At 62.3% G+C, this 21,803-nt stretch carries 16 protein-coding genes and 2 pseudogenes; 8 read left to right on the top strand and 10 right to left on the bottom strand.

What is annotated here, in order from left to right; translation table 11 throughout:
• Positions 1–1,155, top strand: a complete 1,155-nt coding sequence (locus tag Thiosp_RS23375) for a radical SAM/SPASM domain-containing protein (protein WP_201062956.1) — start codon at positions 1–3, stop codon at positions 1,153–1,155.
• Here Thiosp_RS23375 and Thiosp_RS23370 read toward each other — a convergent pair.
• From Thiosp_RS23370 to Thiosp_RS23345, 6 genes and pseudogenes are all read right to left on the bottom strand, one after another.
• On the bottom strand, positions 1,118–1,396 hold the full coding sequence (locus Thiosp_RS23370; protein ID WP_201062957.1) for a hypothetical protein: 279 nt from the start codon (positions 1,394–1,396) through the stop codon (positions 1,118–1,120). The genes Thiosp_RS23375 and Thiosp_RS23370 overlap by 38 nt on opposite strands.
• A gap of 136 nt (positions 1,397–1,532) precedes the next feature.
• Positions 1,533–2,540 carry a hypothetical protein gene (locus Thiosp_RS23365; protein WP_201062958.1) on the bottom strand — a complete coding sequence of 336 codons (1,008 nt, stop codon included), beginning with the start codon at positions 2,538–2,540 and terminating at the stop codon, positions 1,533–1,535.
• Between the two features lie 206 nt (positions 2,541–2,746).
• A complete protein-coding gene (locus Thiosp_RS23360; RefSeq protein ID WP_201062959.1) occupies positions 2,747–3,493 on the bottom strand; it encodes a sensor histidine kinase in 747 nt (248 codons plus the stop codon).
• Between the two features lie 132 nt (positions 3,494–3,625).
• A pseudogene (locus Thiosp_RS24900) lies at positions 3,626–3,697 on the bottom strand (hypothetical protein); the annotation flags it as partial.
• A 145-nt stretch (positions 3,698–3,842) separates the two neighbouring features.
• Complete coding sequence (locus tag Thiosp_RS23350; protein ID WP_323696730.1) at positions 3,843–4,985, bottom strand: efflux RND transporter periplasmic adaptor subunit; 1,143 nt, start codon at positions 4,983–4,985, stop codon at positions 3,843–3,845.
• Between the two features lie 222 nt (positions 4,986–5,207).
• A complete protein-coding gene (locus Thiosp_RS23345) occupies positions 5,208–8,837 on the bottom strand; it encodes a transglutaminase family protein (RefSeq protein WP_201063075.1) in 3,630 nt (1,209 codons plus the stop codon).
• A 415-nt stretch (positions 8,838–9,252) separates the two neighbouring features.
• Between Thiosp_RS23345 and Thiosp_RS23340 the strand changes: the two genes are divergently transcribed.
• Positions 9,253–9,558, top strand: a complete 306-nt coding sequence (locus Thiosp_RS23340) for a helix-turn-helix domain-containing protein (RefSeq protein WP_201063074.1) — start codon at positions 9,253–9,255, stop codon at positions 9,556–9,558.
• A 220-nt stretch (positions 9,559–9,778) separates the two neighbouring features.
• A pseudogene (locus Thiosp_RS23335) lies at positions 9,779–10,049 on the top strand (integrase core domain-containing protein); the annotation flags it as partial.
• Positions 10,050–10,128: 79 nt separating this feature from the next.
• Here Thiosp_RS23335 and Thiosp_RS23330 read toward each other — a convergent pair.
• The 4 genes from Thiosp_RS23330 to Thiosp_RS23315 all read right to left on the bottom strand — a co-directional run bounded on the left by Thiosp_RS23330 (position 10,129) and on the right by Thiosp_RS23315 (position 16,876).
• Entirely contained in the window at positions 10,129–10,458 is a 330-nt protein-coding gene (locus Thiosp_RS23330) for an AbrB/MazE/SpoVT family DNA-binding domain-containing protein (protein ID WP_242518169.1), read from the bottom strand.
• A gap of 415 nt (positions 10,459–10,873) precedes the next feature.
• Positions 10,874–13,003: an AAA family ATPase gene (locus Thiosp_RS23325; protein WP_201063071.1), complete on the bottom strand. Its 2,130-nt coding sequence runs from the start codon at positions 13,001–13,003 to the stop codon at positions 10,874–10,876.
• A gap of 351 nt (positions 13,004–13,354) precedes the next feature.
• Positions 13,355–14,947, bottom strand: coding sequence for a sensor domain-containing diguanylate cyclase (locus Thiosp_RS23320; protein WP_201063070.1), 1,593 nt, complete (start codon positions 14,945–14,947; stop codon positions 13,355–13,357).
• A 93-nt stretch (positions 14,948–15,040) separates the two neighbouring features.
• On the bottom strand, positions 15,041–16,876 hold the full coding sequence (locus Thiosp_RS23315) for a GspE/PulE family protein (protein ID WP_242518168.1): 1,836 nt from the start codon (positions 16,874–16,876) through the stop codon (positions 15,041–15,043).
• Between the two features lie 311 nt (positions 16,877–17,187).
• Between Thiosp_RS23315 and Thiosp_RS23310 the strand changes: the two genes are divergently transcribed.
• The 5 genes from Thiosp_RS23310 (at position 17,188) to Thiosp_RS23290 (ending at position 21,801) form a co-directional block, all read left to right on the top strand.
• Positions 17,188–17,463, top strand: a complete 276-nt coding sequence (locus Thiosp_RS23310; RefSeq protein WP_201063068.1) for a hypothetical protein — start codon at positions 17,188–17,190, stop codon at positions 17,461–17,463.
• Between the two features lie 680 nt (positions 17,464–18,143).
• Positions 18,144–18,617 (top strand): SPOR domain-containing protein, encoded by a 474-nt coding sequence (locus Thiosp_RS23305; protein WP_323696728.1) that lies wholly within the window; start codon positions 18,144–18,146, stop codon positions 18,615–18,617.
• A 31-nt stretch (positions 18,618–18,648) separates the two neighbouring features.
• Positions 18,649–18,855 carry a hypothetical protein gene (locus tag Thiosp_RS23300; protein WP_242518167.1) on the top strand — a complete coding sequence of 69 codons (207 nt, stop codon included), beginning with the start codon at positions 18,649–18,651 and terminating at the stop codon, positions 18,853–18,855.
• A gap of 239 nt (positions 18,856–19,094) precedes the next feature.
• Positions 19,095–21,155: a PAS domain-containing sensor histidine kinase gene (locus Thiosp_RS23295; RefSeq protein WP_201063066.1), complete on the top strand. Its 2,061-nt coding sequence runs from the start codon at positions 19,095–19,097 to the stop codon at positions 21,153–21,155.
• Positions 21,142–21,801, top strand: a complete 660-nt coding sequence (locus tag Thiosp_RS23290; protein ID WP_201063065.1) for an NAD(P)H-dependent oxidoreductase — start codon at positions 21,142–21,144, stop codon at positions 21,799–21,801. The genes Thiosp_RS23295 and Thiosp_RS23290 overlap by 14 nt, the downstream gene beginning before the upstream one ends.
• The last annotated feature ends 2 nt before the right edge of the window (positions 21,802–21,803 follow it).

Below are 21,803 nucleotides of genomic sequence, written 5' to 3'. Positions count from 1 at the left end.
ATGAGCGGGCGGACTTTCGCGCTGATTCTGCTGCCGACGCTGCAATGCAACGCGGCCTGTGACTATTGCTTCGAGGAACACAGCAACGAGACGCTGTCGCTGGAGGGCCTGGAGGTCCTGATCACCAAGGTGCTGGATCATCTGCTGGCCACCGGCTACGCGACCCTCTTGATCCACTGGCAGGGCGGTGAGGTGATGACGCTGTCGCCGTCCTGGTTCGCCCATGCCCAGGCGCTGATCGCGACCGCCGCCATCGCGCGCGGCCTGAACGTCCGGCATGAATTGCAAAGCAATTTGATCGGCTACAGCCCACGCTGGAACGACATCATCCGCGAGATGTTCGACAACCGGGTCAGCACCTCGCTCGATGTGCCCAATCTCCATCGCCACCGCGCGGGTCGCGACTGCCAGGATTACGATGCTCTCTTGATCCGGGCGATCCAGCAGGCGCGCGCGGTCGGCATCAAGGTCTCGGCCATCGCCGTGCCCAATGCCGCCACTTTGGAACTGGGCGCAGATGCCTTTTACAGTCACTTTGTTGATACGCTTGGCATTCGCAGCTTCCAGGTCAACACGCCATTTCCAGGCGGCGCCCTCAACGCGGTCAAGCGCGACCTACCGCAAGCCAGCCCCGCGTTGATCCGCTTCTATACCGAGCTGGCCGATGTCTGGCTAGCGCGCGGCCCGGACGACGACACGCGCGTTGGCCCCTTCGATGAACTGCTGGCCTATTTTCGCGATCAGCCCAGCCTGCGGCCCTGCATCTGGACCGACGACTGCGCTCGGCACATGCTGTGCATTGACGCGCGCGGCCATGTCGCCCAGTGCGACTGCTGGGTCAGCAGCTACCCGGACTGGCGCTTCGGCAACCTGTTCGAGGCCGCCTCCCTAACCGCACTGCTCGCCGCCAACCCGGTGCGCGAACGCTTCCATCAGCGCCCGGCGCAGTTGCTCGCGGGAGACTGCCTGGACTGCGACTTTCTCGCCCTGTGCCACGGCGGCTGCCCGGTGCGCGCCTACTCCGTCCATGGCCGCTTGGGCGAGAAAGACCCCCACTGCGATCTCTATCGCGCCCTGTTCGCGCACCTGGCCGCCGCCGCCGCCCGCTGCGCGCGCGTCAGGCCCCCGGCTCGTTCGCCAGCGCCTTGTCAGTAATATCCTTGTAGAGATGCACCGCCCGGGCGTAGAGCTTGCCGAATTCCGGGCGCTTATCCACATAGGCTTTGATGGATTCCGCATCCTCCATGACTTGTTCCAAATGCGTGATATCGGTATCCGTGAGCGCCTCACCGTGATCAACCCGCGCCTTGATCTCGAGCGCGCGTGGCAGGCGGAATTGCTCGAAGCGCTCGACGATAGCGAGCAGGACGCCTTCTTCTTTGCTGATGTCGGTCATGCTGATTCCAGAGGTTGAGGATTGAGGGTCGGGGTTGGGCAGTGAGAGTTGCGGGTTATCCAAGGCTTGGACACGAGATATCGGAGCTTCTCCGCAGCTCCGAGCCGTGCCTTGGAGTCTGACGCGCGTTGTTTGCTCATTGCAGATGCCGCTGCGCCTCGGCCAGCCAGTCCGGAGTTTCCGGCAGATCGGCCGGGTCGATGCGCAACGGCAAGAGCACCGCCCGCCGGTTCATCGCATTGTGCAGTTCCTGAAAACCGATGCGTTGCGCGCTGGCGTCATCGGGGTCGCGTTGAATGTTCATCGCATCGAGCCACAGCTCGATGGTCCCGCGGTGGAGCTGATTTGGCGCATCGTTCAGCACCTCCGCCAGCAGCTCCAGGTGCCGCTTGAGCACCTCGTGGTCGGCGCCAAGCGCGCTCAGGTGCGTCTTGAGCGCCTCCAACTCCGCGTGCAGACTGGCCGGATCGGTCGGCGCCTGCTCTGTGGCGGCGAAGCTCCAGCCACCGCGCTCGAGCGCCTCGAGCTTGCTCCGCAACAGATCGTGCTGATGTTTCAGATCCGCACGCTGTGTCTGCATCGCGGCCATCCGCGCGAGCGCCAGCGTCAGCAGATGATCGAAAGCGCGGCGTTTCCACTGGTGGCGACTGCCCTCTTCATCGGTGCTGGGGTCGAGCAACCGGTGGGCACTGAAACTCACCGCGAGCTGGCGCACATCCTTGCGCACCTGGTCGCCGACCAGATCCATCCCCAGCACCTGGCGTTCGACGCGGTCCGCCAGCAGCAGCGCGGTAACGGCGCCGGCCCCGCGCCCTTCCCCGCTGGCCAGATAGCCCTTGAGCGCCGCATCCCGGGCAAAGATCGCCAGCATCTCGCGCGGCGCGCTGAACAAGGCCCGCAGCCGTGGCTCATCGCTGTACTGGCTGGCCGAGGCCGCCACCGGCGCGCCAATCCCATCCACGATGGCCACGACATGGTCGATGGCGCCGATAATAGGCGCGCGCAGCCGCTTGCGGTAGCCGGGCAGCAGCCGCAAGCGCGCATCGGTGCCATCGATGGCGCGCTCGGTTGCCTGCTCGATCAGCGACTCGGGATAGCGTTCGCGCGCGCGCTCGGCGCCAAAAATCGATTGAAACAGTTTCACGGAGCATCTCCTGCATACGGGGAAAGTCGCCAGCGGGGCGACTGATCGTGCGCGGTCACAAGCCAGCCCGCGATCCGACAGTTGTGATGGCAGATTGATCGACTCCCCTGCCAGACCGGATGACATCACATCCTTGTCTTCGAAATAAGCAAATTCCGGGCCACTGAGGTGGCGGTGACGCTTGCGAGCCTTCTCAACCCCCTTTCTCAGAGCCACAAGCGCGCACGGGTGCCGGTGTGCGCGTCGGAGGTCAGCTCAAAGGTCCAGCCATGGGCATCGGCAACGCGTTGCACATAGGCCAGGCCCAGGCCAGTGCCCGAGTGCTTGGTGGAGAAGAAGGGCGTGCCGACCCGGGCGAGGATCTCGGGTGGGATGGAGTTGCCGGTGTTATGCACTTCGAGACAGGGCCGCTGCGGCTCGCCTTCTGATTCCCCAGCTGATCCCCGAATTGGTCCCGGAACTGGCCCCAGGGTCAGGGTCACAGTGCCATCCGCTGCGGAGGCCTCGGCGGCGTTGTCGATCAGATTAAACAGCGCCTGCGCCAGCATGTCCGCATCGGCTTGGATGGGTGCCAGGGGCGCGGTCTCGATGATCCGCAGCCGACGGCCCTTGAGAGTAGGCAGCGCCCCGAGCGCGGGCTCGAGCTGGCGCACGAAGGTCAGTGGCTCCAGTTCCTGGCGCTCGGGGGGACGCTCGCCGGCGTAGCCGAGAATTTCCGCCAGCAAGCGTTCCAAGCGCGCCGCCTCGCCTTGCGCCAGTTCGATGCGCCGGCGTGCGCGGGTATCCAGGTCGCGCGCGGCGAAATCATCAAGACACAGCTGGATGGTCGCCAAGGGATTGCGAATTTGATGCGCCAGGGTCGCGGCCAGACGCCCCAGCTCGGCCAGGCGGGCGATGGCCGCCTCGCCCGCCTTGCGCGCGGTCTGATCCCGCAGCACGGCGACGAAGCGCACATGCTCCGGGCTGCCGAATTTGCAGATACTGATTTCGCTCGGAAAGCAACTGCCGTCACGGCGCCGATGGCGGCTTTCCATGGTGTGGGGCTGATCGAATGGCAGCCGGGCGCGGATCTCGGTAAGCAATTGGTCGCTGTCATAGCCGAGCAAGGCGCAGGCGTGTGGATTGGCCTGCAGAATCCGATCGGCATGCGGGTCGATGACAAAAATGGCATCGTTGGAATGCTCGAAAATGGCGTGGAGCCGAGCTTGCCCATGCTCTGAAAGCCCCAGATGCCGCCACCGACCAGAATGATGACCAACAGCCAGGAAATGACCGGGGTCTTGACGGAGTATTCGGCGATATTCACGAGGATGGGACCTCGTCCGCGCGCGGCTGCGCTTGCTCGCGCTGCGGCAGCAAGCGCACCTTCATGCCCTCGGCCAGATAGCCGACCCCGGCCACCACGACGCGCTGGCCGGGTTCCAGGCCGCCGGCCACTTCAATGGAGCTACCACTCAGGCGCCCGACCTCAACCGGCACCTTGGCCACCGTCATGGCGGATTCTTCGACCACCCAGACGAAGGGCTCCAGTTGCGCGTCCGCTGTCACCGCCGTTGCCGGCAGGGTGAAGACACGCTCGCCGACACTGACCCGGCTGAGGTCTGCGGTGACCGTGGCTGTCATGCCAGGGAAGACCAAAAAATCCGTCGGCGCCGGCATGGTGTAGGTGACCTCGAAGGTCTGGGTGGCGCGATCAGCGCGGGTCGAGACCTCGCGCAAGGTCAGATCAAAGCGCTGATCAGGATGGCTGTCGAAGGTGGCCCAGGTCGGCGCCCGCTCGGCGTTCGGCTGGTCATTCCCGCTTGGCTTGATGCCGCGGATGATGTTCTCGGGCACATCCACCTTGACCTGCAGGCTGTTGTTGTCCTGCATCGCCAGCACCGGCTGTTTGGCTTGCACTTCCTCGAAGCGCTCGACATAGCGCTGGCTGATGGTGCCGTCGAAGGAGGCCTTGAGCTGGGTGTATTCAACGTCTTGTTGCGCGCGCTCGAGCGCGGCCTGGGCATTTTTGTACTCGGCCTCCTTGGCGTCAAAATCGGTGCGAGAGATGAAGCCGTCGTCGACCAGTTCCTTGGCGCGGTTGAAGTCGTTCTGTGCGCGCTCAAAGCTCGCCTGGGCATTGCGCAGCTGGATCTCGTAGTCGGTCGCATCCAGGGTAATCAGCACCTGGCCTTTCTCGACCCGGTCCCCCTCCTTCACCATCAGCTCCGCGACCGTGCCAGGCACGCGAAACGCCAGCTCGGCCTTGGCCTCGGCATCGACCCGTCCGGGGAAGTTGCGCTCTCCCCCCAAGTCGGGCGACTCCACCACCAGCGTCTTGACCGGTCGCACCGGCGGTGACCCCTCGGGCTCGGCCTCCTGTGAACAACCGGAGAGAAGCGGTAGACAGATCAGCAGCAGCACGCAACCAGGCATGCCGCCTGAGGGGAGGAGGGGCTTTGACACGATGGACCACCCGGATGTTGGCGAAGATTAGAGGACAAATGCGGTCATAACCCAAAATCCTCGCGGAACGCTCGGATGTTGACCAGGCGTGCCGTCTAGTTGCCGCGACGGGCAGTTATCCAGAATCCGCAGTATCGGGATGTCGATGATTTCGAACTGACGAAAGCCTAGCCAACCGAGCCCTGGCTATGAGTTGTTTGAAACCTTGCTGTTAACAAAGACTCAAGACCGCTGCACGCGCAAATCCAGGGTGTGCACGGCTCCGGCTGGCATGCGTGGTCGCAGCGGTGCGCTGCGCCCTGGTGTGTGGCCCATGGCCTCGAAGCGGGCGAGGCGGCGGCCTTGGGCTTCGAGCAGGTTGACGGGGCGCGTCTCATAGGCCTTGCCGCCGGGGTGCATCACATGATGGGTGGCGCCGCCGATTGAACGGCCCTGGGCGAGATCATAGACTTCGATCGTTAGCGGTGAGTGGATACCGATGGTCGGATGCAGGCAGGCCGGGGGCTGCCAGGCGCGGAAGCGCACGCCGGCAACCTGATCTTTAGGACCGGTTGCCGGCCCCAGCGGCAAGATGAAGCCGTTGCAAGCGACCGCATAGCGATCGGCGAGATCGCCCTGCACCCGCACCTGGATGCGCTCGAGCGAGCTGTCGACATAGCGCGCGGTGCCGCCGACGGTGCCCTCCTCGCCGAGCACATGCCAGGGCTCGAGTGCGGTGCGGACCTCGACATTCAGCCCCGCTGCCGAGAAGGTCCCGGCGATCGGGAAGCGGAATTCATAATGTGGCTCGAACCAGCCGGGGTCGATGTTAAAGCCGGCCTGGCCGAGATCGCCCAGGATCTCAAGGAAGTCGGCCCAGACAAAGTAAGGGAGCATGAAGTCATCGCGCAGCCGGTGGCCGTGCGAAACCAGCGGCGCAGTGTAGGGTTGCTCCCAGAACCAGGCGATGAGCGAGCGCAGCACCAACTGCTGGGCGAGCGACATCTTGGGGTGCGGCGGCATTTCGAAGCCGCGAAACTCCACCAGGCCGAGACGCCCGGTTGGGCTGTCGGGCGAGTAAAGCTTGTCGATGCAGATCTCGGCGCGGTGGGTGTTGCCGGTGGAATCCACCAGCAGGTGGCGCAGAATGCGGTCGACCAACCAGGGCGGGGCTGAGCTTGCGTTGGCCGGGTCGGGAATTTGGGCCAGCGCGATTTCCATCTCGAACAGGCTGTCGTCGCGCGCCTCGTCGATGCGCGGGGCCTGCGAGGTCGGGCCTATAAAGAGCCCGGAGAACAGGTAGCTGAGCGCCGGGTGGCGCTGCCAGTAGCGGATGATCGAACCGAGCAAATCCGGGCGGCGCAGGAAGGGGCTATCGGGCGGCGTCGGCCCACCGAAGACCACGTGGTTGCCGCCGCCGGTGCCCGACGGGCGGCCGTCGAGCTCGAAGGTCGAGGCATCGAGGCCAAGCTGGCGCGCTTCTTCGTAAATCGTCTCGGTGATATGGACCTGCTCGGGCCAGCTGGTGGAGGGCTGGATGTTGACCTCGATCACGCCCGGGTCCGGGGTGACCTTGATCTCACGCAGGCGCATGTCGGGCGGTGCCGGGTAGCCTTCGACATGAATGGGCTGTTGCAGGTCGGCGGCGGTGTCTTCGATGGCGGCGATCAGGTCAACGTATTCGTCCGCATGATGAGTGGGCGGAACGAAGACGCACAACTTGCCGTCGCGTGGCTCGACCGTGAGTGCGGTGCGCACCGGGGCGCTTTCGGGTGAGAGCTGGTCCGAGTTGGTCTGGTCGGTTCCCGTCTGGCCAGTTTCGTTCTGGCCAGTGCTGGCCTTGGAAGAGCCAGGCTGATCAGAGCCAATCTGACCGGCATCAGCCTCACCAGAGCTAGCTTGATCAGCGCCAATAGCACCCGATCCGCTCTGACCTGAAGCACCCTGATCGGCATCGCCCGGCCCTTCGGCCTCGCGCGCGGCGCGACGGGCGGCAATGCCCTGCACGCGCGCCCAGAACTCATCGAAGCTCTCGGTGCGCACCTCTGGCACTGCCTCTGTCGTCGTAGCAGTCCCTCCGCGAGGAATCGGTATGCGACCAGTCCCGGCGCTCTGCAGCGAAATCTCGCGCGTTGGACGAGCGAGCAGCGGGTGCTGCACGTCCTGCGCGAATGGATCGGCCGTGATCATGTAGGGATATTCGTCCTCATCGAGATGCGGCAAGCTCCCGAGCGGCAGGCGAAACCCCGCCGGGCTGTCGCCGGCGATCAGCACCAGCTTTTTCGCCCGCGTGGCCCAGATCTCGGACAGCCACTGGTAGTGCCGTCCGCCGCGCTCGCCACGCGCTTGCGGCGCCTGCACCTGCGCGGCTTGCAAAGGGAGAATATAACTGCGCGGCGTGCCGAGCCCGCGCGAGAACACCTGCGCCAACCGGGCGCGCGCTTGCGGGTCATCGAGCTTGTTGGTCTCGGGGTCGAGATTCTCCGGCAGTTCGCATTCCTGCTTGAGAAAGGCCGCCGGGTCCTCATAGGCGGCCTGCACATAGTCGCCGCCGACGCCAAGATGCTCCGCCAGACGCACCGCAAAGCGCTCTGCGGCCACAATAGTCGCCCCGGTGTCAGCTTCCGGTGCGCTCAGACTAGGGTCAGTCCACAGCGGCTCACTGTCCGCGCGCCAGCTCAGGCTGAAGGCCCAGCGCGGCAGTTGCTCGCCGGGGTACCACTTGCCCTGGCCGTAATGCAGCAGCCCATTGGGTGCGAAGCGTTCGCGCAGGCGGCGGATTAGCTTGTCGGCATAATCGCGCTTGGTCGGGCCAACGGCGGCGGTGTTCCACTCCGGCTCGTCGCGGTCGAAGGCGGCGAGAAAGGTTGGCTCGCCGCCGACCGACAGGCGCACATCACCCGCGCGCAACCGCTCGTCGATCTGACGACCGAGTGCGTCGATACCGGCCCACTGCGCGGCGGTATAGGGTGCCGAGACGCGCGGCGTTTCCTTGATGCGCTCGACCGACATGGAAAAGCCGAACTGCACCTCGCAACCCTCGTGGCTGCCGCTGATGGCGGCAGCGGTGGCGGGCTCAGGCGTGGCCGCCAGCGGGATATGGCCCTCCGCGGTCAGCAGGCCGGAGGTCGGGTCCAGCCCCACCCAGCCGGCGCCGGGGAGGAAGACCTCGCTCCAGGCATGCAGGTCGGTGAAGTCTTGGGTCGGCCCGCCCGGTCCGTCGTCAATCGGCGCCAGATCTGCGGTGAGCTGAATCAAATAGCCCGACACGAAGCGCGCAGCGAAGCCATGGTGGCGCAGCAGATTGCACAACAGCCAGGCACTGTCGCGGCAGGAGCCAGACGACTTGTGCAGGGTATCTTCCGGCGTCTGCACCCCGGGCTCCATGCGGATGAGATAGCTCACCATACCCTGCAGCCGCTGGTTGAGCGCGACGATCCAGTCGAGCGTGTCGTCTTTGTCGGTCGGTCGGGTCGCGGCGATCAAGTCCGCCAGCAGCGGCCCAGCCTCCTGGACTTCCAGGTAGGGCGCCAGGTCCTTGAGCAGCATCTTCTCGTACGCAAAGGTCGGGATGCGGCATTCTTCCTCGATAAAGAAGTCGAACGGATTGATTGCCACCATGTCCGCGATCAGGTCCACGGTAACGTGGAAATGATCGACCTTCTCCGGAAACACCAGCCGCGCCTGCCAGTTGCCGAACGGGTCCTGCTGCCAGTTGGTAAAGCGCTCCTGCGGGCTGATCTTGAGGCTGTAGCTCACAACCGGCGTGCGCGCATGGGGCGCCGGGCGCAACCGCACCACCTGCGGGTGCAGTCGGATGCGCCGGTCATAGTCATAAGTGGTGCGGTGATTGAGAGCGACCTGGAGTGTCATGCGGGGCCTCTGGGGGTGGCGAGGGAGCAGGGTTGCAACAGATGCAAAGAAAGCAAGAGTGCAAGCTTAGCCGATCTTGCGCGTGCTTTACCGAGAGTCTCTTAAAGATCCCCACAGCCGCGGAGTTGGGGCCGCGAGCAGTCCCCTCTCAAGACTCGCGCTCGTTTCGCCATCATGAGAGCATCACGCTAGCCCCGAGAGCGCTGGCCAGCGGCTCTCCTAAGCTGGCTCAGCCCACGTAGATCCTGTCCGGTTACAGTGGCGGCTGCCTTGCCTGATCGCGTATCGATCGCCCTTGAACAATGTCGCGATCGAATTTCTGGTGACCGATCTTCTATCAAGTCGGCACCCACGAAAATTTCCATGACCGCCTCAAGCGATATTTGAGGGATCGCGAAGCCTGAGAAACATGACCATGCATCTAACCGCTGAAGACCTCTATCAAGAGATGAAGCAGATGCCAGCCGGCGAGCGACTGCGCTTTTTCTCGCTGCTCACCGGCGAGGCTTTTCGCGATGACGATTTCACGCATGAGCAAGTGTTTAGCTCGGTTCACCGGGAGCCTTTCTCCGTGCCTGAGGCCGCAGAGTACATTGAGGTTTCGGTTCCAACCTTCAGGCGTTATGTGCAAGCGGGCAAGATCCGGCCTGCTCAGACGGTCGGGCGTAGCCAGTTGTTTGAGGCATCGGATTTGCGTGCATTCAAAAGATCACGTTCCTGATGACGACAACGTTTGGATCAATGAGGTGCCGACATGACATCTAGAGTCGGTTCGCACAGCCTACCGCGACGGTCGCGAAGAAGAATTCGATGACTGGAAGGAGGTTAGAGAGACACTCTGATGGCGTATCGTATGCGGCTCCATAAGCAGGCAACAAGGATACTGAAAGGAATGGCGGACGGCGCCCGCAGTGCCATCAAGAAGCGGGTCGATCTTCTTGCGCGGCAGGGCTTTGGATAACGTCTTCGTCGAGCGTCTGTGGCGCAGTGTCAAATGGGAGGACATCTACCCCAAGGGCTATGAGACAGCTCTCAGAGCTGTTCATGGGGCTGTCGGCGTATTTCCCCTTCTACAACAGCAAACGCCCCCACCAGGGGCTCGGCTACCGAACGCCGGACGATGTTCATCGTCGAGGAGAAGGCAGCGGTGTCGTGGTCGCCAACCACTTTGGCGTTCGCCTGCCAGCGGCAGCGCCAATCCGCTGCGACTGAACTGGGCGCGCTAACTTAAATTCGGGGAAAAACTGTCCTTGACATGGGGTCCACCTCAAACCGCAGGTGTCCACCAAGATCATTTGTAACGTTCCAGGCGATCAGTACGATCACGAATATCGCTGGTATCGGCACCTTTGAAGATGCCCCGCATCTCTTCCAGTGCGCGGATCGGCACCAGCGAGATGATGTCACCCTTGGTGATGACCGCAAAACGTTGACCGGCTTGAAGGTGCATTTCCTCTCGCACGGACTTGGAAATCGCAATCTGAAACTTGCTGGAAAGGGTCACGGACGCCATGAGGTACTCCTGCTTTTCCCGATCGATGATGTATTCGCAAAATCTAGCACTCAGCGAATCTCGACGCGGGCACCAGCGGCGGAAAAAGAAACCGGAAAAAGAAACCATGTTCGGCTATATATTTCAGTTTCCGGGCAAACGAATCCGACTCTCGGCTGTTATCTGCGCCTTAAAGTCTCGCAATGTTCAGCGAATCCTCATAACAGTCGATACCTAGGCGCTCAGCCAAATTTTTCGCCTTGGGTTCGATCATCGGGCGAGATAGCGATCAGCCTCGTGGCCTTGCGCGTAACGTCGTATCCGCGCGCAGGTAACCCGGCAATTCGCGTTTGATGGTTTCTTTCAACTCGCTATCGCTCCTCTTTAATTCTTGTCATGGGCTGGCGTGGCGCTGGCTGTTGGAGTTTAGTCCGGCCCATGCTGTTCGGCCGGGCGTGGCGATTGGGCTCGCAATCGACCACGCGGGCGGGCTAACTAGGCCGCGCTGTTCGCGACAGAGTCTGTCGTATGGAATAGGCGGCGGTCAGATGGCAGCAGCAAAGCCAATCGGGCGGGCTCGCCCTTGGCGTTTGTGGCGACACTCCGCCTGAAGTCGCTCGAACAGCAGGGCGGCTGTCCACTTGGCCTGTTCGATGCGCAGCTGACGGATCACGGCGGCGAAATCACCGGGGGTGAGATCGTCGAGACTCGCGAGCCGCGCCCGCCAGGGCGAGCCAGCGGGCGCGGCGACACCCTGCTCGGTCAACACCTGCGTGAACAGCTGCATGCGCTGCTGGACCTTGAGAGCCTCGAATTTCACTTTGAGGTCGAAGCGTCTTAGCGAGGCATCATCGAGTTGATCGACCAGGTTGGTGGTGCAGATGAAGACGCCGTCGAAGGCCTCCATCTGGGTCAGGAGTTCATTGACCTGGGTGACTTCCCAGCTTTGGTGGGCTGAGGATCGAGCGCGCAGAAAGCTATCCGCCTCATCCAGCAGCAGCACCGCCCCATCGCGACTGGCCTCGGCGAACATGGCGGCGATGGCCTGCTCGGTCTGGCCGACCAGGGAGCCAAGCAGATCGGAGGCGCGCTTGGTCAGCAAGGGCCGGTCGAGGCGGCGCGCGACCTCGGCGGCGAAGGCACTCTTGCCCGTGCCAGGCATCCCGTACAGGCACAAGCGACCCTGACCGCCGAGCGCGAGCCCCCGGATGATGGGCTCAATGGGCCGATCGGGGTTGAGCAGATCGAGGCGGTAGGTGGTGACGTCGCTGGCGGCATTTGTCACTTTCATCAGGGGCACGGCCTGTCCCATTGCGCGCAGGGTGCCATTGAGCATGCGCGTCAGTTGCGCTTCGGTCTGCGCGCGGGAAGCGCCGCCAGCCGCGCACAGTCGCGCCACCCGGGCGGCGCGCGTCAGATGAGCCGGGGCCAGGTGTGCCTGACGGGCCAGCTTCTGAGTGAAGGCCGCGCTCACATCCAGATCATTCATCGCGGTCGCAGCGATCCCGGCGCGCACCGATAGCGGCGGCACGGGCATTTCGATCAGCATGTCAAAGCGGCGCACAAAGGCCTGGTCCATCTCCTCGATGGTGTTGGCGATCCACAGAGTGGGAAGAGGATTGGTTTCCAGCAGTTGGTTGATGAAGCCCTTGTTGGTGGTGGGCGCGTCCTCGCTGAACAGGGCATCGAGCCAGGAGGGCGCGAGCAGGCTTTCGGCTTCATCGAACAGGATGAGGCTATCGGGCTGGCGCGAGAGGCGATGCTGCGCGAGTTGGTAGGCGGCGACGCGCTGGGCATCGCCGATGGGGTCGCCATCCTCGTCCGTGGCGCTGATGGCATAGAGGCGAAGCTTGAGCGCCTTGGCCAGGACGCGGGTGAGTTCCGTCTTGCCGGTCCCCGGCGGGCCATAGAGCAGCACATTGCAGCCGGACTCGCTGTGCTGGCGGGCGGCTTTGAGATAGGCGAGCAGATCGCTGAGGGTTGCTCCCAGGTGCGGGTAGTCGCGGCGCTTGAGAGTCGGGCGTGGTGCCAGGGCGAAATAGCGGCGGGTCAGGGTATCGACGCCGATGCGGGACTCAAACAGCAGGGCATCGAGTCCATCGAGTGGCAGGAACTTATCGGCCAGCGTATCGACGCCGCCCAGACTGACCTGCAGCAGGCCAGAGCGAGCCAGGTGGCCGTCGGACGACAATGCCTTGCGCACTGCCGGGCGGGATACGCCCAGCGCCGTGGCGATGGCGGAGATCGCATCCGCGCGCGAGAGTTCGCCAAACTCCTCCGTCAGCCGGGCAAAAGGCGGGTAAGAGCAAAGCGCCAGCACCAGGGTCAGAATCCGGCACTCGACCAGGGATAGCGCGAGTTCCTGCTGCAGGCGCTGGTGCACGGGTTCCAGGATGGACTCGGGCTGTTTGGCGCTCAGCACCTGTAGGCGATCCTTCAGCAGGCGCAGAAAGGCGCGAGGTTTCATGTCCGCATCTTCATAACGCCCTAGGCCGAGCGGGCGCAGCAGATCGCCATCATCGGTCAGCGCATCGGGGTAACCGGACAGCTGCTCCCAGAAGCGCAGCTCGATCAGTAGCCGCAGCGACCAGTAGGCGACGAGGTTGTTCAGATGCTGGCGGGTGGGCCGGCGCGTTGCGCGCAAACGGCGGTTAGTGGCGGCTTTGCTGGGCATTGTAATACCGTGGTGTGACCTGGCGGAACAATAGCCAGAAGGCTAGATGGCACGGGCGGGCATGTCAAGGCACGAAAAGAGTATATTATTTACAACCTGAATATTTTCATAACGCGCTGTTTTAACGATCAAATTTGGGCCATAAATTGACCTGTCAGATGCCATGGTGCCGGTAAGAATAATTATTAAGTCATAAGGTTACAGCGGGTTTCGAAAATCTAAGAAGCTTCGTTGACTTTCAGGATTTTAGTGTGCCATCGCGTTGTCTGTCCTGATGGATGTTTGATGTTTGATTCCAACAAGGGAATTGTTGTAACACGTGTCGTATGAACTGAGATTTCTCAAAACCAGTCAGCTTTTGGCCAGGGTGACGCGGTTTTTTCCCGCTGTTTTGGCGCGATACATGGCCTCGTCGGCCAGGCGCAGCAGATAGTCTGGCGACGTATCTGCGTCGGGGCAATGATCGGGGCAGAGTGCGATGCCGATGCTGGCGCCCACGCCCATGCCTTGCCAAGACAGTGATTCGATGAGCGAGCGGATTTTTTCGGCGACGGCGGTGGCGGCGCTGGCATCGGCCACTTCGGACAGCAGCACGGCGAACTCGTCGCCGCCTTGGCGCGCGGCCAGGTCGGTGGCGCGGCAGCTGGTCTTGAGCACCTCCGCGACCTGAATCAGCACTTCGTCACCGACCTTGTGGCCTTGGGTGTCGTTGATCTGCTTGAAGCCGTCGAGATCAAGATAGAGCACCGCCAAGCGGCGCTGGTGGCGCTTGCCGCGCTCGATCTCTTCTCGCAGGTGCTCCTCGAAGGTGTTGCGGTTGGCCAGGCTGGTCAGCGGATCGAAGCGCGCCAGTTCCTCCATGTGCTCGCGATGGCGGCGGCGCTCGGCGGTAACCAGCAGTATGGCTCGGGTGCCCACGGCAAGTAGCACGAGCAAGGGAACGCCGATCAGGAAAGCCTGGGTGATCACTGTGCGGCGCCAGCCGTTGATCAGTGCTTGCGGCAGATGCGATGCCATCAACCAGGGATAGCCGCTGGTCGCCACGGCGCCGGTCACGCCATTGGGGTGGTTGAAGCAGCCATCAAGCCGTTCCAGCGGATCGTAGCGATCATAGGTGAAGATGCCTTGATCAGAGCGAATTGTGCCCTTGGCGCTCTGGCTCATGCGTGCCCAGACCTTGGGATAAAACTCCGGCATGCGCGCTTCGGCGCGGTCGGGGAACATAAAGCCCCAGCCGACGGGGGGATTGGGCGTGACCAGCCAGTAGCCCTTGTCGTTAAGCATCATCGACTGCCCCGGGCTGACGGAACCGGCGGTTTCGACTTGATCGAGCATGCCTTGGGCGAGGAAGTTGATCAGAATCACACCGCGCCGGTTCCCGTCGCCATCCTCGACCGCTGTGCCCAGGCGAATCATCGGTTTGTAGGGGATTTCAATCTGGCCCTGCTCAATGTTCAGATCGAGCGGCGAGACATAAATCTGTCCAGGCTCCAAAGCCATGGAATCGGCAAAGTAATAGCGATCAGATTTGTCCTGCAAATCCTGCGGGTCGACCAGCGCAGGTGCCCCGGCGTTGTAGTTGACGCGCACGACTTCCAAGCCGTTTTCGTCAAGATAGCGGATCTGGTCGTAGTGACCGGAATTGCGCGCGAGCGCTAGGTACTCGGCCGCCATGGCAAGGCGCGCATCGCTGGTGTCGTCAAGCAACAGGGTGGCTAACTCGTTTTGCCGCGCCAGCACGCAGAGGTCCTTCACCACCCCTTGGAGTTGGGTCGCGACGGCTTCGCGTTCGATATCAACCGCAAAACGTTCGCTGCGCTCTGCTGTTTCCAGGCGGTTGGACAAGGCCCAAACGCTGTAACCCGTCAGAATTCCGATCGGAATCAGCGCCAGCAGCGGATAGAGCAGGAAAAACGACCGCCAGGGAGTGTAGCGCTTGTTCATGGCTGGCATGCTAGCGGAAAAGTTGACAGGTCGCCGGAGAACTTGGCGTCAGAGAAACACTGTTTTTGGATCGCGAATGCGCCAGCTGCGGCGTCAGTCAGACGGCATGGGCGCGGCGCGGAACACTTCCTCGAAGCTCGTCACGCCGGCTGCGATTTTGCGCGCCCCGCCAATGCGCAACGGGCGCATGCCTTCTTTCAACGCCTGGGTGCGCAGACGCGGTTCGTCGACCTCACGGGTAATGCAATCACGCACGCTGGGCGTGAGCCGCAACAACTCATAGAGACCGGCGCGGCCAAAGTAGCCGGTGTTGCGGCATTCCAGACAGCCGACCGGCATGGCCACGCGCGTGGGCGGGGCAACATCCCAGGGTTTTACCAGCGACTTCCACAGCGTCGCATCCGGTGTGGCGGGTGCCTTGCAGTGCGGGCAGAAGGTGCGCACCAATCGCTGCGCCAGCACGCCGATCAGGGTGGCGTTGATCATGTAGTAGGGCACGCCGAGATCGAGCAGCCGGGTGATGGCCGAGGGCGCGTCATTGGTGTGCAGGGTGGAGAGCACCAGGTGCCCGGTCAAGGCGGCCTGAATCGCCATCTCGGCGGTTTCGAGGTCGCGAATCTCACCGACCATGATGACATCCGGGTCCTGCCGCAGCAGGGTGCGCACGCCGCTGGCAAAATCGAGCCCAATGCTGTGATTGACCTGCATTTGGTTGAGGTTCGGGTGCAGGTTTTCGATTGGGTCCTCCACCGTGCAGACATTCACATCCGGCGTGGCCAGGGTGGTCAGTGTCGAGTAAAGCGTGGTGGTCTTGCCCGACCCGGTCGGCCCCGTCACCAAAATAATGCCGTGCGCCAGGGCGGTCATGTCTTTCCATGCCGCGGCTTCCTCGGGCTCGAAGCCGAGCTGGCTTAGGTCTTGCTGCAGGGCCTCAGGGTTGAAAATCCGAATCACCAGCTTCTCGCCAAAGGCGGTCGGCATGGTCGAGAGACGCATTTCCGCCTCAAGCCCCGCTTCGGTGCGGGTTTTGATGCGCCCGTCCTGCGGGCGGCGTTTCTCGGCTACATCCATGCGGCCGAGAATCTTGATGCGACTGGTCACTGCCGCCATCACCACAGGCGGAATCTGAGACACAGCATGCATCACGCCGTCGATGCGAAAGCGAATATTGCCGGCGTCGCGTCTGGGTTCCAGGTGGATATCGCTGGCGCGCTGCTCGAAGGCGTATTGCAGCAGCCAGTCGACCAGATGGACGATATGGCTGTCCGAGGCATCCAGGGCGCCGGTCTTGCCGAGATCGACCAGGGCCTCGAGATTGTGCAGAGAGAGATTGGTTTCAGCATGGGTCGAACGCGCACCGCGCATGGAACGCGACACGTCGAAAAATTCCCGACGATAGCGGTCGATGTCGCGTGGGTTGGATACCACCCGCTCGATCTTCAGCTTGAGGATATTCTCTAACTCGCCCACCCAGTCGCTGAGATGGGGCTCACAGGTCGCGAAGACGGCCTTCTGCGCCGTCAGCGCGACGGGCAGGATACGATTCCATTTCGCGTAGGCGGCGGTGGTCAACTCGCCGATGCTGCCGACATCGATCTTGAGCGGATCAATGCGCAAATACGGCAGGCCGCAGCGCTCGGCCAGCCAGACGGTGAGGTCCTCAAGCCCCAGGGCTTGGTGCGGCGGCCGCGCTGATGTCAGCTCCGCATCCGCGATGATCTCGAGCACATGCTTCTCGGCCGGTTTTTGTCGTGCCGCGCGCTGCAGCAAGGTGTCGGCCGTCTCCCGAGAGACCAAGCCATCCGCTGTCAGATCGGTCAGCACCTCTTTCAGCGTCAGCACCCGGTTTCCCTGCGCCTCCTCGGTCGGTATGGCGCAGTCAGTGACGCGACGGCGAAATGTTGGCGAGGCTGGGTCGCGCTTTTCCATGACAGTGTGCTGGCTTGCGCTCATTGATTAATGACCAGTCAGTTCCTTGGGAAGATCAGGAAAAGTCCCTCAATGAGAATATGGGACAATATGGGTGATGATCGCTGCAAATGATCGACGCCATAGCCTTGCGTGAGCTGCCGGAGACGGCCAGGACTCAAGCAATTTCAGACGGTTCCAAGGAAAAAATATGACGCTCCGATCGTTCAAGCAGCATCGCCTTGGCGCGTCTGAAAAACATCCATTTTGGCCATGGATTGTGTGACAATCAGAGGAGACTACGCCGCAAGCTAGCTCTCTGGGAGCGGATTATGCAAGATTCCAAAAAGGTTGAAACCCAAGTTAGCGTCGAATCGGACGAGGCGCTCGGATTTCGCGCCGCGCTATTGCAAGCCTTGGCCGCGAAAGGACCAAACGCCGTTCATGCACGCCCAGGATCCGCGGCCAGACCGATGAGCCCGCGCACGGCATGGCTGCCTGCCGACCAGGCATCCATGCGCGAGCAAAGCCTAGTGCGCTCCATTCAGCGCATCCTGACACCACCCGGACTGGATGCCACTTGGGTCGCCGGCAACTACTTCCGCTAGCTCGTGCGCTGCTGCCTGGGCCTGGTTCACACCCAGGAAGACCCCGCTGGCCACTGGACGGTGTGTCCGCGCTGGCCGCGCCTGACGCTGCTGCGGCTTGAATTCCAGCCCCAGCGCAGCACCCGCGAGCGTCCACGGCGGGCCTGGTCAGGGCCCCGCGCGGCTTTGGCGCGGCCCTGGGCATGATGCATCTCCATCGCCGCGACCTGGTACAGCCGCTTCGGTCAAGTCGCGTGGAATCAGCTCGGCGCTCACGTCAATCCCTTCAATCCAGCGCTGCGCGAGTGGCTTCAAGCCAGCGACCTGCGCCTGTCGGACCCGACGACGGTCGCCATCCTGACCCATGAGGTCAGCCGTCAGGCGCAGATGCGCGCTTTCACCCTGGTGTTCTCGCTGATCACGCTCACCTTTCTCGTCATGATCCCGCTGCTATGGTTCCTGAAGGCTGGCAAGCCCCGTGCTTGAATCTAAGCGCCACGCCAGCGTGAACAAACCGCGTTTGTCAGGCTCGCCACCACGGGCGCGTCATCTATTTCCGCCGATGGCTCGAGCCAAAATCAGCGGAAAGATCGCACATCGGCGCACAACACGGTGCTCGGATCGAGCGTTGATTGGGGTATGCTCTGGGCCGCCATCGCTTTCCTCAAATCCACCGCGCCACTGGCGCCGGAGAAGCGCCCATGACAATCAATGCGCTCCCAAGCACGGGTCCCAGCACGTTTTCCAGCTCGTTTCCCAGCCCAGGCCCCAGCACGCTTCCCGGCGCCATGCGGAAAGTCACCGCTGATCCCTCGCCCTGGCTGCTGCTAGCGCTCGGCCTATTGCTGACGCTCGCGCCCTGCGCTCAAGGCCGCGCGGCCGATCCCGGCTGGGTGCCGGGCTGGTTCGTAATTCTTGGCAGCCTACCCGGAACCCAGGCGGGTCTCAACGAGGCCAATCGGCTCGCTGGCACTGTCGAGCGGAATTTTCCCTCAGACAACTTGATTGTCTCAGAGACCGCCTTCTACCGCGGCCTGACGCCAGGGCTCTATGTGGTCATGCTCGGACCCTATCCGAGCGCGGCCGCGGCCAAGCAGAAGCTGACCAACAGCGGCCTGAAGCAACTGGTGCCGGATGCCTATGTAAAACAGGCCAGCGAACGCGCACTCCATTAAGCCACACACACCTGTTCTCACAGGTTTCTTCATGACCGACGCCCTTTACTCCCAGGTCGCGAGCCAGGCGTCCATCCGCCGCGTCGCCGACGCCGTGCGCCGGCGGGTGCTCGGGCATACCTTTAACAACAACGGCGGCTATCACAGCCAGGCCTGCTCCTCGGCCGAGATCCTCGCCACGCTTTACCTGCGGGTGATGCGCCTGGGCGCCAGTCGCGCGCCGCTGGTGGGTGCATAGCTTCGCGGTCTTTCTCACCCGCCGCGTTTTCGATTAGGTGGCCATGGCCATCGCCTATCCCAACCTGCCGGAGACGGCCAGGACTCGAGCAATTTTCAGGCGGTTCCAAGTAGAAAATATGACGCTCCGATCGTTCAAGCAGCATCGCTGTCGCGCGTCTGAAAAACATCCATTTTGGCCATGGATTGTGTGACAATCAGAGGAGACTGCGCCGCACGCTAGCTCTCTGGGAACGGATTATGCAAGATTCCAAAAAGGTTGACACCCAAGTTAGCGTCGAATCGGACGAGGCGCGCGGAAGAATCGCGGAAGTCGCCGCCGACGCTCTCTCCGGCAGCGTTGGTAAAAATTTGCTGACGCGCGATGTGCTGCTGGCTCACTCCCCCGTTTGCCACAAGATCGTGGATCTTGACTTGAACTTGCAGTTCATGAACGACAGCGGTTTCGACATGCTGCAACTGACGAAGTCCGACGATGCCTATGGTAAGCCATACCCCTTCAATTTCTTTCCGGAGGAAAGCGCCAACCAGTTGAGAGCGGCCTTGCGGGAGGTGATAAAACGGCCGCAACAAACCCGATTGGAGGGTGTTTACTGCGACACCAAAGGCACTGAGGTCTGGCTCGAGCATGTCATCGTGCCGGTGAAGGATGACAACGGCTCCCTCGCTCACCTCGCGGTGGTGACCTCGGATATCACCGAGCGCAAGCGCGCGGAGGCGCAAATCCGCGAGGCGCTGCTGCGCCAGGAGGAAGCCATACGAGCCGGTGGCGTGGGTATCTGGGACTGGGATTTGGCCACCGATAAGGTGTCTTATTCGTCGGAGTGGAAGCGACAGATCGGATGCGGCGACGACGAGGTTGGGGATGGTTTGGATGAATGGCGCAGTCGCGTGCATCCCGACGAAGTTAACGCCACCTTCGATTTCATCCGCGAGCAGATCGAAGAAGGTGCCAGCAAATACAAGCTCGAGTACCGGTTCCAGCACAAGAACGGCAGCTACCTCTGGATTCTGGTTCACGCGTCCATCATTCGCGCCGAGGACGGCAGAGCCTATCGCGTGCTTGGCTCGCACCTCGACATCACTGAGCGGAAAATGTCCGAGCAGACGATGCTCGAAGCCAAGGAGCTGGCCGAGGCCGCCAACAGGGCCAAGTCCGAGTTCCTGGCCAACATGAGCCATGAGATCCGCACGCCCTTGAATGGTCTCATGGGCATGCTGCAGCTTCTGAAAATGACCGACCAGGACAGCGAGCAAAACGAATATACCGATCAGGCGCTTCAGTCGAGCCGACGGCTGCTGCGGCTGCTTTCAGACATTCTCGATCTCGCCAGGGTTGAAGCCGGCAAGATGAACGTGGTTGTTGAGCCTTTTGATCTCAAAGACGCCATCAATGGCGTGGTCCAGCTGTTTATTCCCGCTGCCGTGGAAAAGCAGGTGGATTTGCGCGTGAACATCGATCCAGACATTCCCACCACCCTGTGCGGCGATGCCACCCGTCTGCAGCAGGTGCTGAGCAACCTGGTGGGTAACGCGATCAAGTTCACCAATGCGGGCCATGTCGCCTTGAGTGCCCAGACCGTGCCGTCAGAAAAGGCCGATCAGCACTGCTTGGTTTTCGCGGTCTCAGATACAGGAATCGGCATGCCGGCTGAGTTCTTGGAGCATCTTTTCACCCCCTTTACCCAGGCCGAAGAGAGCTACCAGAGAACATACCAGGGTGCGGGGCTTGGGTTGTCGATCTCAAAAAGGCTCGTCGAAATGATGGGCGGAGACATCTCCGTGGAGAGCGAGGACGGCGCTGGCTCGACGTTCAAGGTCTGGATCCCTTTCAAGCGTGTGGAACCCGGCGGTGCCTCTCTTGCCGCGGAAGCGGAACAAAGAGCGCTGGAGGGACTTAGAATCCTGGTGGCGGAGGATGATAAGGCCTCAAAGATTATCGTTGTGAAACACCTGGAAAGAGCAGGGCATCAGGTCCGTAGCGTGGATGATGGAGCCGAGGCTTTGGCGGTCTTGCGGGAGCAGCTTTTCGACCTCGTGCTGATGGATGTGCAGATGCCGGTTCTCGATGGGGTTGCGGCCACAACGGCAATCAGACAAGGGCAAGCCGGGAATCAAAATAAATACATACCCGTCATCGCCGTGACGGCCTATGCCATGGCCGGGGATGAGAAAAAATTTCTCGAGTCCGGCATGGACGGCTATGTGGCCAAACCGGTCGAGATGGAACAGCTTCAAGCCGTCGTGAGCCAGGTGCTCGAGAGAAAAGGGCACGAGTCCCGTCGCGATGAATCGCTTTGACGAGCCACCGGCCACCCAGGCCGTGCCGCCCAACCGCCGCATCCTGATCCTGCTCGCGCATCCCTCGCTCGAGCGCTCGGAGATCAACCGGCCGCTTGCCGAGGCGGCGCGGGAGGTCGATGGGGTGACCCTGGTTGACCTCTATGCCGAATACCCGGATTCGCAGATCGACATCGACCGCGAGCAGCAGCGTCTGCTGGCGCATGATGTGATCATTTTCTTGCACCCGCTCTACTGGTATTCGACGCCCGCCTTGCTCAAGGAATGGCAGGATCTGGTGCTGGAGTACGGCTTTGCCTATGGCGCCAAGGGAACCGCCTTGCATGGCAAGTGCTTTTTCTCCGCGCTGTCCGCCGGTGGGCCGGAGGCGGCGTATCGCGCCGATGGGTTTAATCATTTCACCATCCGCGAGTTGCTCCAGCCGCTGGAGCAGATGGCCAACCTCTGCGGCATGGTCTATCTGCCGCCCTTCTGCCTGTTCGGCGCGCGCACGGCGGTGGAGGAGGGGCGCCTCGCCCGCCATGTCGACAATTGGCTGTGGCTACTGGCCGCGCTGCGCGATGACCGTCTCGACGTGCCTGCTGCCCAACGCGCGCCGCAACTCAATAGCGCGCTAGGCCGACAGGCAGATCGACTGGCGGACTGACT

This window comes from Thiorhodovibrio litoralis (assembly GCF_033954455.1).
GTDB lineage: Bacteria > Pseudomonadota > Gammaproteobacteria > Chromatiales > Chromatiaceae > Thiorhodovibrio > Thiorhodovibrio litoralis.
Note: the sequence above shows the minus strand (reverse complement) of the source record. Positions and strands in the feature narration are given on the sequence as shown.